The following is a 13,389-nucleotide window of genomic DNA, read 5'->3' as shown; positions in this document are numbered from 1 at the left end:
CGTCGAGCGGCGCACGGCTATCATCCCGTGTTCCGCGCAACTCTCACCAAGTAAATCGCGACAGCGAATCGGCGATGTTCTGCACACGGCGGTGCCCGGTTTTGCCAATGGCAATCTCAGGCGGTTTCCTTGCATGATCGCATTGTGTTCGACCCGCGGTGATAGAGCGTCAGCAAACAGAAAATCCCGCGTGACGTAACTGTGACGTCCGCAAGGCAGGGACATCGCTGGAATCTTCGGGCGCCGCAGTCACCAAACATTTGATTTGGAATTCTTCCAGTTTCAGGGGAGGGTCACTGCAACGGCGATATGCGCCACGACCCGGGGAAATGCGATGGCAAGCCTCACGATCAATGGACGAATCTACGAGATCGATGCAGAACCGGACACGCCGTTGCTATGGGCGATCCGCGAAAATGCCGGGCTGACAGGGACAAAATACGGATGTGGCGTCGCCCAATGCGGCGCCTGCACCGTTCATGTCGATGGCCAGCAGGTCCGTTCCTGCAGCATGGCGCTCAGTGAGGCGATCGGAAAGCAGATCACGACGATCGAGGGCCTTGCGTCCGAGGGGGCCGTGCACAAGGTGCAGCAGGCCTGGATCGATCATGATGTGCCGCAATGTGGTTACTGCCAGAGCGGCATGATCATGGCAGTTGCAGCGCTGCTGGAGACAGTGCCGCAGCCGACCGATGAGGATATCGACCTCGCCATCACCAATATCTGCCGTTGCGGCACGTTCCAGCAGGTCCGTGAAGCGATTCACGCCGCTGCAAGCGCTTGAGGAAGATGGTCATGGGTCATGCTCCGCAACTCAATCGCCGTTCGTTTGTCCTGGGAACTGCTGCTATCGGCAGTGGCCTCGCGCTCGGTATTCCCTTTGGCGGGCCGACCGCAGTCTATGCGGCCGATGGTACGCCTGAGGTCAATGCCTGGGTGGTGATCCGGCCGGATGAGACCGTTGTCGTGCGTATCGCGCGGTCCGAGATGGGGCAGGGAACGCTCACGGGTCTGGCGCAATTGGTCGCAGAAGAACTTGAATGCGACTGGTCCAGGGTGACGACGGAATATCCCACGCCCGGGCAAAGTGTCGCACGCAAGCGCGTCTGGGGGGACTTTTCCACCGGCGGCAGCCGCGGTGTTCGCACCTCGCATGATTACGTCCGCAAAGGTGGCGCGGCTGCGCGCCTGATGCTGATCCAGGCGGCAGCCAATGAGTGGGCCGCGCCCGTGTCGGAATGTGCCACCAGCAAGGGCGTCATCACCCATGTCCCGTCGGGGCGCACCATCACTTACGGCAAGGTCGCGGAAGCGGCTGCTAAGCTGCAGCCGCCGGCCGACGTCAAGCTGAAGGATCCCAAGGACTGGACCATCGCCGGCAAACCGCTGAAGCGGCTCGATACGGTCGAGAAAACCAACGGCAAGATGGTCTACGGCGCCGATATCAAGCTGCCGGGAATGCTGAATGCCGCGATCAAGGATTGCCCGGTGTTCGGCGGCACGCTGAAGAGCTTCGACGACAGCAAGATCCTGGGCATGAAAGGCGTCAAGAAGGTCGTGCGCGTCGGCGACAGCGCCGTCGCTGTGGTCGCTGATACGTGGTGGCACGCCAAGTCGGCGCTGGAAGCGATGCCGGTCGTCTGGGACGACGGCAAGAACGCCAGCGTGTCCAGCGAGTCCATCGGCAAGTGGCTGCAGGAAGGCCTGGACGCTGCGCAGCCCGCTTTTGTCGGCAACAAGGCTGGCGATGTCAAAGCAGCGTTTGCGGGTGCTGCGAAGACGGTGGAAGCGGTCTACGCCTATCCCTATCAGAACCACGCCACCATGGAGCCGATGAACGCGACGGTGCTCTATACGCCAGAGAAGTGCGAGGTCTGGACCGGGACGCAGAATGGCGAAGCCGTGTTTGCGGCCGCTGTCGAAGCGTCAGGTCTGCCGAGCGACAAATGCGAGGTCTACAAGATCATGCCGGGCGGCGGCTTCGGTCGGCGCGGCATGACCGATTACGTCCGTCAGGCGGTGGCCATCGCCAAGCAGATGCCCGGCACGCCGATCAAGCTGATGTGGTCGCGCGAAGAAGACATGCTGCACGGCCGTTATCACCCCATTACGCAAAGCAAGCTGGTCGGCGCCTTCGATGCCGATAACAATCTGATCGGTTTGCACATGCGGATCTCAGGCCAGTCGATCCTGGCCAGTGTGCGTCCCGAGGGAATGCAGAACGGGATGGATCCCGTCACTTTCCAGGGTCTGAATGCCAGCGGTGAGGCAGCGATCGGCTACACTGTTCCGAATTTGCTGATCGACCATTCCATGCGCAATCCGCATGTGCCGCCGGGTTTCTGGCGCGGCGTCAACGTTAACCAGAATGCGATCTATCTCGAAAGCTTCATGGACGAACTCGCGCATTCGGTCGGTCAGGACCCGCTCGAATTCCGTCGCAAGCTGATGACCAAGCATCCGAAGCATCTCGCGGTGCTCAATGCGGTTGCGGAGAGGATCGGCTGGACGACGCCGGCGCCGCAAGGCGTGTTCCGCGGCATCTGCCAGCACATGGGCTTCGGCAGCTATGTTGCGGCTGCTACGGAGATTTCGGTGACGGGCGGCAACAAGATCAAGATCCATCGCATCGTTGCCGCCACGGATCCCGGTTACGCGGTGAATCCTTGGCAGATCGATCGACAGATCGCGGGCTCGTTCGTCTATGGCCTCTCGGCACTGTTCTATGGCGAATGCACTGTGAAGGGTGGTCGCATCGAGCAGGAAAACTTCGACACCTATCAGTCGATGACCATGAAGGAGATGCCGAAGGTCGAGTCGATCCTGATGCCATCGGGCGGCTTCTGGGGCGGCGTCGGCGAACCGACGATCTGCGTGGCGGCGCCGGCCGTGCTGAATGCCTATTTTGCCGCGACCGGCAAGCGCATCCGTTCCGTGCCGCTGAAGAATCACGACATCATCTTTGCGTAACCGACGCGTCGCCATGCTTGCTGCCCATCACTGGATTTCGCTCATGAAGACGTTGCGTACCTCACTTGCGATCGGGCTGATCGTCGCCTCGGCGGCGCCGGTCCGGGCGGCATCGGCGCCGCCGCCTGGCGCGGCGTCGTGCTCCGGCTGCCATGCGGCGACATCGCAGGCCATCCCGAACATCTATGGGCGCGATGCCGATGCGACGCGCTCCACATTGCTGGCCTTTCGCAATGGATCGATGCCGGCCACGGTGATGACGCGGATCGCCAAGGGCTTCTCTGAAGACGAAATCGGGTCGATTGCGGCCTGGCTGGCAACGCAGAAATAGCATGACCCACAAAAATCATACCTCACGACGGGAGTTTCTTCGCGCTGCCGCTGCCGCGACGGCATCCCTTGCGCTGGCATCGCCAAGCCTGGCGCAATCGCCCGCGCGCGTCGTCGTGATCGGCGGCGGCTTCGGCGGCGCCAGTTGCGCGCGCGCGCTGCGGCAGCTCGATCCGTCGCTGGATGTCACGCTGGTGACGGCCGATCGCCAATATGTCGCGTGCCCGTTCAGCAACGAGGTCATTGCCGGTGACCGCGCCATCGAGGCCCAGCAATTCACCTACGAGAAAACCGCTACCGCCGGCATCAAAGTCGTCGTGCAAATGGCGCAGACGATCGACCCGCAGGCGCGCACGATCGGTCTCGCCGATGGATCGACGTTGCGCTACGACCGGCTGGTTCTGTCGCCCGGAATCGATCTGCGCTTCGATGCGCTGCCGGGCTATGACGAGGCTGCAGCGTCGCGCATGCCGCATGCCTGGGAGGCCGGTGAGCAGACGCTGCTGCTGCGACGTCAGTTGGAAGCGATGGACGATGGCGGCGTGGTTGCGATCGTCGTTCCCGCCAACCCCTTTAGGCGTCGCTGTGCGGTACCCGGCATTCGACGACAAGCTCAATCGCCCGGTCGATCTCGAACAGCGCGTCAATCTCTGCCGTGTCGATCATCAGCAATTGCCGCCGCTCGCCGATGAAAGCCGCGATCTGCTGGCGCTGACCGCATTGATCGGCCGGCAGTCCCAGGGGATGCCGATCGAGACGGGCGCCGATTCACGTCTGCAGGCATTCATCGACAAAGGCCGCGATGCTTTCATGCGGCGTCAGGGTCAGTTGAATCTGGCATGCACGAACTGTCACGACGACAACTGGGACAAACGTCTCGCCGGCTCCGCGATCACGCAGGCCCATCCAACGGGCTATCCCGTCTATCGGCTGGAGTGGCAGGGGCTTGGCTCTCTCAAGCGCCGCCTGCGCAATTGCATGATCGGCGTGCGGGCTCAACCCTACAGCGCCGACGCGCCTGAGATGGTCGAGCTTGAGCTCTACCTGATGTCGCGCGCGCGGGGCATGGCAAGCGAAACTCCCGCTGTCAGGCCGTGACGCTTCGAATGTCTGTGTACGTGCCCGCTGGCTGCAGGTCAGGTCGTTTCCTTCGGTATCTCGAACACCAGACACGTCGTGGTGGCATGGGCGATGAGCCGGTCCTTGGAATCCGTGATGCGCGCTTCGGCGGTGGCGGCGCGGCGGCCGACATTCAGCGTCTTGCCTTCGGTGCGCACGGTGCCGCTATCCTTGCTCATGCCGCGAATGAAGCTGATCTTGAATTCCAGCGTGGTGTAGTGTGCACGGCGAGGCCCATCGCCGAATCCAGCAGGATCGCCGCGTAGCCGCCATGTACCGAGCCGATCGGATTGTAGTGCCGGAAACCGGGGACGCTGTGAAACACCACAATGCCGGGTTCTGCGGTCGAGTCGAACGGCTCGACATTCTCCATGATCGGCGGCTGCGGCAGCTCGCCGGCGAACATCTTGCGCACGAAATCGAGCCCGGGCACCGAGGCCATCAGGCTGGTGGGGACGACGTCGTAGCGGGGCGTGGGGGCGTCGGTCATGGCGCTTCCTTTATTTTTGATGACGATCATCATACAAAGCTGCAGGTGCGGATGCTAGCGCTTGCCGCAAGCCCTTCCACGTCATGCCCGGGCTTGACCCGGGCATCCACGCCTTCGCAGCCCTAAAACGTAGATGGCCGGGACAAGCCCGGCCATGACGTCTGAATTCTATCGATAAAGAAAGCTACGACGCCTTCCTTGCCCGCATCAGATCCGCGAACCGCTTGAACAAATAATGCGAGTCGCGTGGACCGGGGGAAGCCTCCGGGTGATACTGCACCGAGAATACCGGCTTGCCGTCGAGCTGGATGCCGCAATTGGATCCGTCGAACAGCGAGATATGGGTCTGCGTCGCGCCCTTGGGCAGCGTCGCTTCATCCACCGCGAAGCCGTGGTTCATCGAGGTGATTTCCACCTTGCCGGTGGTCTCGTCCTTGACCGGATGATTGGCGCCGTGATGGCCCTGATGCATCTTCTTGGTCTTGGCGCCCACCGCTAGGCCGAGCATCTGGTGACCGAGGCAGATGCCGAATGTGGGCACGCCGGAATCGATCACCTGCTTGATGACAGGCACGGCATATTTGCCGGTCTCGGCGGGATCGCCTGGGCCATTCGACAGGAACACGCCGTCCGGCTTCAGCGCCATGATCTCTTCAGCCGAGGTCGTGGCCGGAACGACCGTGACCTTGCAGCCTTCGCCGGCCAGCAGGCGCAGAATGTTGCGCTTGATGCCGTAATCGATAGCGACGACGTTGAATTCAGGATTGGTCTGGCGGCCGAAGCCCTTTTCCCATTCCCAGGGAGTCTCGTCCCAGGTGAAGCGCTGGGTGGATGTCACCATCGGCACCAGGTCCATGCCTTCGAGGCCGGGCCATTCGCGTGCTTCTTCCTTCAGGCCATGCAGGTCGAATTGGCCGTCCTTCGCGTGCACAAGCACCGCATTGGGCATGCCCTTGTTGCGGATCAGCGCGGTCAGGGCGCGGGTGTCGATGCCGGAAATGCCGATGATGCCGCGGGCCTTCAGCCAGGCGTCGAGATGCCGGGAAGAGCGGTAATTCGACGGGTCGGTGATCGCCGAGCGCAGGATCACGCCGCGGGCGCCTGGCGTCGCCGCCATGTTCACCGTCTCGATATCCTCGTCGTTGGTGCCGACATTGCCGATATGCGGGAAGGTGAAGGTGATCAGCTGCCCGGCATAGGATGGATCGGTGAGGATTTCCTCATAACCGGTCATCGCCGTGTTGAAGCAGACTTCGCCCACGGCCTGGCCTTCCGCGCCGAGGCCGAAGCCCTCCAGCACGGTGCCATCGGCGAGCACGAGGAGCGCGGTCGGTTTGTGGTCCGGCCAGGCTGAAGATGTTTCTGAGGGGGTCATGAGGGGACTACATAGTCCGCGCATCCGCCGCCGTCAAAGCCGGAAAGGCCGGATTCACACGTCAACCATGGCCCGGCAGGTTAGCAATCGGCGCTTTGCCCGATCAACGGGCCCGGACAGGGCTGCATTAAGGAATAATATCTTATCTGGCAGAATTGTGGTGTTCCGGTTGTCCGGCGAAACCTGCACGCCGATAGCGCGTAATTTGCAGAATGAGATGTAAAATCAACTAATTATAATTACGGATGCTTGCCGGAACTCACTTTCGCCGGTAGCAAGCTACGACTTCCCGTATTTCCGGATATTTCAGTGCAGTTGGACTATTTCGCCAAGATGGCCGCGCGCTCGGCCGTCGCGCCTGCGCGATGGCGCAGGCCTTTTCTGACCTTCCTCGATGGGATCGAGAAGGGCTGGACGATTCCTGTGCTGATCGTCGGCTTCGCGGGAATCTGGCTGCTGTTTCTGGTGATCGCCTATCAGAGCGGCGATCTACATGCGGATGCGCTGGAAACCTGGACCCTTGGGCGCGAATTCGCATGGGGGAATCCCAAACATCCGCCCTTGATGGGCTGGGTCGCGCGGCTGTGGACGCTGGTTTTCCCGCTGACCGACTGGTCGTTCCAGTTGCTGTCGATGACCAATGCCGCGGTGGCGCTCTGGGCCGTCGATCTGATTGCACGCCGCTTCGTGCGCGGCGATTCGCGAGCGGTCATATTGCTGTTGCTGATGCTGCTTCCGGCCTACCAGTTCCACGCCCAACGCTTCAACGCGAACACGGTGCTGCTGGCGATCTGGCCGCTGGCGACCTACTGCTTCCTGCGCTCCTATGAAACGCGGGCCGTCGGCTGGGCCGCTGCCACTGGTGTCCTGGCCGCGCTGGCAATGCTCGGCAAATACTATTCGATCTTCCTGATCGGCAGCTTCGCGCTGGCAGCGATCGTGCATCCGCAGCGGGCGGTCTATTTCAGGTCCTGGGCACCGTGGATTTCGGCACTGACCGGACTCATTGCCCTTGGGCCGCACATCCATTGGCTCGTGACGACCGGTGCTACGCCGTTCACCTATGCCATGCAGGTTCACGGCGGCATCGACTTCGGTCAGTCACTCATCGAAGCCAGCATGTTTTTGCTCGGTCTCGCGGCGACGCTGGCGCTGCCGGCCATTGTCTGGGTTTTATCGGCCGAGCTGCGCCTGAAGTACTTTTCGGCCGATTTCCGTGCCATGGGTCCAGGATTGCTGCTGCTGTTCTGGGTGTTCATCGGCACCGTGCTGCTGCCTGTTATGACAACCGTCACGCTTGGCACCGACATGCCTTCGCTATGGGCGCTCCAGGGTTTGTTCCTGCCTGCCGTTTTGATCGTTTGCGGCGCCCGCTTCACGCTCGAACGCCTGTATGTGGTCAATATGGTGGTGTTCGTCGCCGGCATCGCCATCATCGCAACCGTTGTGGCTGCTCCGATCCATGCGATTTACCGCAACAGCATCAATCCTAACGAGCGGACTTACTATCGGCTGGCGGCTCAAGAGCTGACTGACCGGTGGCACCAGATGACAGGCCGGCCGATGCCACGGATCAGTGGCGACGACGGACTGGCATTCGCGACGGCCTTTTACAGCCCTGACCATCCCGTCTACAGCCGCCCGTTCCAGTTCCAGTACACTTGGGGCATGCCGCGCGCGACGACGCTGCAGAAGGGGTGGGCTTCGATGTGCTTTGCGACAGATAGCGATTGCCTGATGTGGATGGGCAAAGTCGCGATGCTCGAGCCGCGGCACGTCAGGTTTGATTTCGAGGTTCAGCCCCGGCTATGGGGCCAGGCCGGTATTCCGGCCACCATATCGGCGTTGATGGTTCTGCCATACGTCGCTGGAGCCGGCGCGCCCGGGCCGCTGTCCGCAGGCGTGGAGGATTTCAGCTCCAGCCATCGGCAATAGGTTTGGGCAGTAGGTTCGGGCAACAGCTCCGGGCGGCGTCCCCGAGAATTGGCGGGTGCAGTTGTGCATACCCCTTAAAACGCTTAGATCGGGGCCAACCGAGTTCCCGCGCTGCGATTGGCGGCCGCAAGAGGAGACGCAGATGCTGCGCGATGACATCAACAACGCCGTCAAGGACGCCATGCGGGCCAAGGACGAGCGCAAGCTTTCGACGCTTCGCATGGTCAATTCGACCATCAAGAATGCCGATATCGAAGCGCGCGGCCAGAGCAAGCCGCCGCTGTCGGATGCCGACCTGCTGAGCCTGCTGCAGAAGATGATCAAGCAGCGCCAGGAATCGGTGGAGCTCTATGACAAGGGCGGCCGCGCGGAGCTCGCGACCCAGGAGCGCGAGGAAATCGCGATCATCTCCGCCTATCTGCCGCAGCAGATGTCAGAGGACGAGACCAAGTCCGCCATCGCAGCCGAGATCGCAGCGACGGGTGCGGCCGGCATGAAAGACATGGGCAAGGTGATCGCGGCGCTGAAAGCGAAATATGCCGGCCAGATGGACTTCGGCAAGGCCAGCGGTCTGGTCAAGGCTGCGCTCAACGGCTGAGGCTCTCTTTAACCTCTCCCCGCCCTTTGCGGGGAGAGGTCGCGCGCACTTGGCGCGCGGGTGAGGGGCCAAGCACGCTGCTTCAACGCACGCAATCTATCGGTTCGGATCAATCCGAGGTCTTGCGCAATTCCTCATCGATGAGCGACAGCACGCCTTCGATATTTGACAGCACATCGTTGTTCCAGAAGCGAAGCACGCAATAACCTTGCTCGCGCAGATATCGATCGCGCATGGCGTCCCGTTGCGACTCCAGATGCTGCCCGCCATCGACCTCGATAACGATCATCTTCTCCCGACAAACGAAGTCGCAGATATATCGCCCGATCGGCTCTTGGCGAATGAATTTGCAGCCGGCAATCTGCCTGTTGCGCAGACGATTCCACAGTTTCGTTTCGGCGTCGGTGGAGTTGGTGCGTAATTCGCGCGATCTGTTGGTAATGCGAATGTGGCCACGCATGTGCCATGCCCCTCACCCGACCGGCTTCGCCGGTCGACCTCTCCCCGCGAAGGGCGGGGAGAGGTTAGGAACGCTGTCGCTCTTGTCAGCTAAGCCGCCGCCGTCGGCAGGCTGTAGGTCTTGAACTGATCGCGCAGCGCGGTCTTCAGGATCTTGCCGGTGGCCGTGTGCGGGATCGCGTCGACGAACACGACGTCATCCGGCATCCACCACTTGGCGATCTTGCCATCCATGTATTTCAGGATGTCCTCGCGCGTGGCGGTCTGGTCCTGCTTGAGTTGGACGATCAGCAGCGGGCGCTCGTCCCACTTCGGATGATAGACGCCGATGACGGCGGCTTCCGCCACCTGCGGATGACCGACGGCAAGGTTTTCCAGATCGATCGACGAGATCCATTCGCCGCCGGACTTGATGACGTCCTTGGAGCGGTCGGTGATCCGCATATAGCCATGGGCGTCGATGGTCGCGACGTCGCCGGTGTCGAAATAGCCTTCATCGTCGAGGATCTCGTCCTCGACACGGAAATAGGCTGATGATACCGACGGGCCGCGCACCTTGAGACGGCCGAAGGTCTTGCCGTCCCATGGCAGGTTCTTGCCGGCGTCGTCTGTGATCTTCATCTGGACGCCGAACGGCGGATAGCCCTGGGTCTGCAGGATATCCAGCCGCTCGTCGCCTTCGAGCTGGTCGAACGGCGGCTTCAACGCGGCCAGCGTGCCGATCGGGCTCATTTCGGTCATGCCCCAGGCATGACGTGCACCGATGCCCATGTCGACGAAGGCCTTGATCATCGAGCGCGGCATCGCCGAGCCGCCGCACACCACCATGCGCAGGTCGGGCAGTTTCAGATTGTTCTGCGACATGTAGTTGAGCAGCATCAGCCACACTGTCGGCACGCCCGCGGTATGCGTCACCCTCTCGGTCGAGAGCAATTCGTAGATCGAGGCGCCGTCCATCTTGGCGCCCGGCAGTACGAGCTTGGTGCCCATCGACGGCGCGGAAAACGCGATGCCCCAGCTATTGGCATGGAATAGCGGGACTACCGGCAGCATGGTGTCCGCGGCATTGGCACCGAGCGAGTCACCGGTATTGGCCATCAGCGCATGCATCACGTTGGAGCGGTGCGAGTACAGCACGCCCTTTGGATCGCCTGTTGTTCCCGATGTGTAGCACATCGCGGCTGCGGTGTTCTCGTCGAACTCCTTCCATTTGAAGTTGCCGTCGACTTCCGCGATCCAGTCCTCATAGGCCACGGCGTTTTTCAGCGTGGTCTGCGGCATGTGCGCCTTGTCGGTGTAGACGATGTAGCGCTCTACTGATGGCAGCTGGTCGGCGAGTTTCTCGAGGATCGGGACGAAGGTGAGGTCGGTCATCACGATGCGATCTTGCGCATGGTTGATGATCCACGCGATCTGATCCGGGAATAGACGTGGATTGACGGTGTGGCAGATGGCGCCGATGCCCATGATGCCGTACCACGTTTCCAGGTGTCGCCACGTGTTCCACGCGATGGTGGCGACGCGGTCGCCCATCTTGATGCCCTCGCGGTCGAGACGCTGTGCGACCTTCAGGGCACGGGTACGAATTTCGGCGTAATTGGTGCGGTGGATGGGACCTTCGACTGATCTGGTCACGACCTCGCGCTCGCCGTGGACTTGGGCCGCATGATCGATGATCCGATGACACAGCAAAGGCCAGTCTTGCATCAAGCCACGCATTTGATCGTTCCTCCGTCTTGTGATTGGCGTGCCGGCTCCCCGATCGTTGCCGGGGAACTTCGACCCTGTTCTTGCTTTAGGTCTTGGCATGAAGTTTAGCGCGGGGAAAGCGGCCCGGAAATGGACTTTTGGCCTATCCGGCTGCGACCAAAGGACAATTGGGGCCGTTCTGGCGTTGCTGCTGGTTGCCGCGCCGGCGCAGGCCTATCTGACGACATCGCGTGTGCCGCTGCCAAAGCCTCGCCCGGCAGAAGCGCCGGCGATCGAGCCGGCGCAAAAGCCTGGTGAGGAGCCCACCAAATCCGAACAGTCCCCTGAGCCCGAGAAGCCCGCCGCCGAAGCGCGTCCGCCGGAGCCGCCGCCGCCTTCAGCCTGCCGCCTCGCGCTCACCGATGCCGTCGCCGTTGCGCCGAGCATTCCCGACATCAAGGGGCCAGGCGCCTGCGGTGGCCCCGACATGGTGCGGCTCGAGGCCGTAGTGCTGCCGGACAAGACGCGCGTGCCGCTGAAGCCGGCGGGAACGATGCGCTGCGCCATGGCCACGGCCGTGGCTGAATGGATCCGTACCGACATGGCGCCGCTCGCGACCAGCCTAGGTACGAAGCTTCTTGAGCTCGATAATTTCGACTCTTTCGATTGCCGTGGTCGCAACCGTGTCGTCGGGGCGAAACTGTCAGAGCATGGCCGCGCCAATGCGCTGGATGTGCGCGGGCTGAAACTCGCCAACGGCCGCTCGATCGCGCTCACCGAGCGCAACACGCCGCGTGAGCAACGCGAGGCCGTGCTGCATTCGGTCTGTACGCGGTTCACCACCGTGCTGGGGCCGGGCTCCGACGGCTACCACGAGGATCATATCCATCTCGATATCGCCGAGCGGCGCGGCAACTACCGCATCTGCCAATGGGACGTCTGGGACGAGTGGCCGCGCATCGCGCCGCTGATGCCGGCCGTGCGCCCGGACGAAGCACCGCCGCGCGAAGTGGCGGAAGGCAAACCGGGGGAGGCGAAGCCTGAGACGGCGAAGCCTGCAGAGCCTGCGGCGGCTCGACCGGCTGCGACGGAGCCCGAACCGGAGCCCGAAGCAGAAGGCGCGCCTCCACAAGAACAGCCCAAGCCGAAGCCAAAACCCAAGCCGAAGAAGCGTCGCGCGCCGCCATCGCCGTTCAGCTTTTTGCGGTGACGTTCTGATCGCGTATTTGTGGCCACGTCCGGGCGGGTGCTTTCTTTTCCCTCCCCCTTGCGGGGAGGGTGGCCGGCCGTAGGCCGGTCGGGTGGGGGTGCCACAGGCGACGGCGCTTGTGGCACCCCCACCCCGCCTCCACTTCGTCGATGCTGCGCATCGCCTCGCTCGGCCGACTACAGCGGACGACTTCGTCCGCCAGACCCCGCAAGGGGGAGGGAGACGATGAGCGCTGCAGCAAAACACTTCACAGACACTCCGCGTCTGTCACCCAACAAAAAAGCGCCGGCAAAACCGGCGCTTTTTCTAATCAGATAAAACTCTGTCAGCTCAGTATGGCGTTCCGCCGCCGCCCTGCAGGGCCAACTTGGAATTATACGGCGAGTCGCCGGCCTTCGGCTCGAGCACGACGACCACAGCGCCGGGCTTGACGCGGCTATAGAGGTCGATGACGTCTTCGTTGGTCATGCGGATGCAGCCCGACGAGATCGAGGCGCCGATATATTCCGGCTGATTGGTGCCGTGAATGCGGAACAGCGTGTCCTTGTTGCCCTGATAGAGATAGAGGGCGCGGGCACCGAGCGGATTATCGACGCCGCCGGGCACCTGGGCCGGCAGGCCTTCGATGCGGGCGTGAATGTCCTTGGTCGGGGTCCACTTCGGCCATTCGGCCATGTTGCCGACGCGCGCGACGCCCGAGAAGGCCAGCGCTTCTTCTCCGACGGTCACGCCATAGCGGATCGCCTTGCCGCCGTCCTGGACGAAATAGAGATAGTGGTTGTCGGAATCGACCACGATCGAGCCCGGCGCTTCCTTGCGGTGGAAGTCGACGATGGCGCGGCGGAACGGCTCGGCGACGGCAACCTTGGCGTAACGTGCCTTGGCGAGCTGTGCCTTGTCATTCGGCTTGAGGCTGGCTTCCGGGGCGGCCTGGAATTGCGTTGCGGTCTGCATGCAGCCCGAAAGCATCAGGCCGGCGGCGACAATCAATCCAAGCTTAATCTTGAGCGGCGACATGTCATTGTTCCAATTGCGTGAGGTCCGAATTCAGACAGGCTGGTGCAAGGAAACGCACCCAAAATAGCCTGCGAACGCCACGATTCCGTTAAAGCTACTATCGCTGAAATCCGCTGCAATTCCAGCGGTTAGATGCGCTGCGCATCATGCAGCGCACAACCTGTGTCATATTTGCCGCAGAATTTTCGACCCTCCGG

The 13,389-nt window shown here is 62.1% G+C and carries 11 protein-coding genes and 2 pseudogenes; 8 read left to right on the top strand and 5 right to left on the bottom strand.

Features of this window, described 5'->3' with window-relative positions; all coding sequences use genetic code 11:
* Positions 1 to 334: 334 nt before the first annotated feature.
* The 5 genes and pseudogenes from CHC01_RS17635 to soxA all read left to right on the top strand — a co-directional run.
* The gene (locus CHC01_RS17635) at positions 335 to 784 is read left to right on the top strand and encodes a (2Fe-2S)-binding protein (protein ID WP_089265501.1); all 450 of its coding nucleotides are present in this window, start codon (positions 335 to 337) and stop codon (positions 782 to 784) included.
* Positions 785 to 795: 11 nt separating this feature from the next.
* Positions 796 to 2,970 carry a xanthine dehydrogenase family protein molybdopterin-binding subunit gene (locus CHC01_RS17630; RefSeq protein WP_176454618.1) on the top strand — a complete coding sequence of 725 codons (2,175 nt, stop codon included), beginning with the start codon at positions 796 to 798 and terminating at the stop codon, positions 2,968 to 2,970.
* A 43-nt stretch (positions 2,971 to 3,013) separates the two neighbouring features.
* Complete coding sequence (locus tag CHC01_RS17625) at positions 3,014 to 3,301, top strand: c-type cytochrome (RefSeq protein ID WP_089265733.1); 288 nt, start codon at positions 3,014 to 3,016, stop codon at positions 3,299 to 3,301.
* Position 3,302: 1 nt separating this feature from the next.
* Positions 3,303 to 3,992 carry an NAD(P)/FAD-dependent oxidoreductase gene (locus CHC01_RS17620; protein ID WP_141137113.1) on the top strand — a complete coding sequence of 230 codons (690 nt, stop codon included), beginning with the start codon at positions 3,303 to 3,305 and terminating at the stop codon, positions 3,990 to 3,992.
* A pseudogene (gene soxA, locus CHC01_RS17615) lies at positions 3,877 to 4,398 on the top strand (sulfur oxidation c-type cytochrome SoxA); the annotation flags it as partial. The gene CHC01_RS17620 and the pseudogene soxA, both read left to right, overlap by 116 nt.
* 38 nt (positions 4,399 to 4,436) lie before the next feature.
* On the opposite strand, the pseudogene CHC01_RS17610 reads toward soxA, so the two are convergent.
* Both CHC01_RS17610 and carA read right to left on the bottom strand, forming a co-directional pair.
* A pseudogene (locus tag CHC01_RS17610) lies at positions 4,437 to 4,909 on the bottom strand (PaaI family thioesterase).
* A 184-nt stretch (positions 4,910 to 5,093) separates the two neighbouring features.
* Positions 5,094 to 6,284 carry a glutamine-hydrolyzing carbamoyl-phosphate synthase small subunit gene (gene carA / locus CHC01_RS17605; RefSeq protein WP_089265498.1) on the bottom strand — a complete coding sequence of 397 codons (1,191 nt, stop codon included), beginning with the start codon at positions 6,282 to 6,284 and terminating at the stop codon, positions 5,094 to 5,096.
* A 309-nt stretch (positions 6,285 to 6,593) separates the two neighbouring features.
* Between carA and CHC01_RS17600 the strand changes: the two genes are divergently transcribed.
* Together CHC01_RS17600 and CHC01_RS17595 are read left to right on the top strand one after the other, a co-directional pair.
* Positions 6,594 to 8,219, top strand: coding sequence for a glycosyltransferase family 39 protein (locus tag CHC01_RS17600; protein ID WP_244558391.1), 1,626 nt, complete (start codon positions 6,594 to 6,596; stop codon positions 8,217 to 8,219).
* Between the two features lie 142 nt (positions 8,220 to 8,361).
* On the top strand, positions 8,362 to 8,817 hold the full coding sequence (locus tag CHC01_RS17595) for a GatB/YqeY domain-containing protein (RefSeq protein ID WP_089265497.1): 456 nt from the start codon (positions 8,362 to 8,364) through the stop codon (positions 8,815 to 8,817).
* Positions 8,818 to 8,926: 109 nt separating this feature from the next.
* On the opposite strand, the gene CHC01_RS17590 is transcribed toward CHC01_RS17595, so the two are convergent.
* Both CHC01_RS17590 and CHC01_RS17585 read right to left on the bottom strand, forming a co-directional pair.
* Positions 8,927 to 9,277, bottom strand: coding sequence for an endonuclease domain-containing protein (locus CHC01_RS17590; RefSeq protein WP_089265496.1), 351 nt, complete (start codon positions 9,275 to 9,277; stop codon positions 8,927 to 8,929).
* Positions 9,278 to 9,366: 89 nt separating this feature from the next.
* A complete protein-coding gene (locus CHC01_RS17585) occupies positions 9,367 to 10,995 on the bottom strand; it encodes a fatty-acid--CoA ligase (RefSeq protein WP_089265495.1) in 1,629 nt (542 codons plus the stop codon).
* Between the two features lie 88 nt (positions 10,996 to 11,083).
* Here CHC01_RS17585 and CHC01_RS17580 point away from each other — a divergent pair, with 88 nt between their 5' ends.
* Positions 11,084 to 12,175 carry an extensin family protein gene (locus CHC01_RS17580; RefSeq protein WP_089265494.1) on the top strand — a complete coding sequence of 364 codons (1,092 nt, stop codon included), beginning with the start codon at positions 11,084 to 11,086 and terminating at the stop codon, positions 12,173 to 12,175.
* A gap of 330 nt (positions 12,176 to 12,505) precedes the next feature.
* Here CHC01_RS17580 and CHC01_RS17575 read toward each other — a convergent pair whose 3' ends face one another.
* Entirely contained in the window at positions 12,506 to 13,192 is a 687-nt protein-coding gene (locus tag CHC01_RS17575) for a L,D-transpeptidase (protein ID WP_068734945.1), read from the bottom strand.
* Positions 13,193 to 13,389 lie beyond the last annotated feature (197 nt).

The sequence above is a fragment of the Tardiphaga sp. OK246 genome (assembly GCF_900188215.1).
In the GTDB taxonomy this organism is placed as follows: domain Bacteria; phylum Pseudomonadota; class Alphaproteobacteria; order Rhizobiales; family Xanthobacteraceae; genus Tardiphaga; species Tardiphaga robiniae.
This window is presented reverse-complemented; position numbering and strand designations above follow the sequence as displayed.

Excerpts from the sequence above, each read along its gene's own strand:
- CHC01_RS17635 (WP_089265501.1), top strand. The coding sequence starts at position 335 with ATGGCAAGCCTCACGATCAATGGACGAATCTACGAGATCGATGCAGAA.
- CHC01_RS17630 (WP_176454618.1), top strand. The coding sequence starts at position 796 with ATGGGTCATGCTCCGCAACTCAATCGCCGTTCGTTTGTCCTGGGAACT.
- CHC01_RS17625 (WP_089265733.1), top strand. The coding sequence starts at position 3,014 with ATGAAGACGTTGCGTACCTCACTTGCGATCGGGCTGATCGTCGCCTCG.
- CHC01_RS17620 (WP_141137113.1), top strand. The coding sequence starts at position 3,303 with ATGACCCACAAAAATCATACCTCACGACGGGAGTTTCTTCGCGCTGCC.
- carA (WP_089265498.1), bottom strand. The coding sequence starts at position 6,284 with ATGACCCCCTCAGAAACATCTTCAGCCTGGCCGGACCACAAACCGACC.
- CHC01_RS17595 (WP_089265497.1), top strand. The coding sequence starts at position 8,362 with ATGCTGCGCGATGACATCAACAACGCCGTCAAGGACGCCATGCGGGCC.
- CHC01_RS17590 (WP_089265496.1), bottom strand. The coding sequence starts at position 9,277 with ATGCGTGGCCACATTCGCATTACCAACAGATCGCGCGAATTACGCACC.
- CHC01_RS17585 (WP_089265495.1), bottom strand. The coding sequence starts at position 10,995 with ATGCGTGGCTTGATGCAAGACTGGCCTTTGCTGTGTCATCGGATCATC.
- CHC01_RS17580 (WP_089265494.1), top strand. The coding sequence starts at position 11,084 with ATGAAGTTTAGCGCGGGGAAAGCGGCCCGGAAATGGACTTTTGGCCTA.
- CHC01_RS17575 (WP_068734945.1), bottom strand. The coding sequence starts at position 13,192 with ATGTCGCCGCTCAAGATTAAGCTTGGATTGATTGTCGCCGCCGGCCTG.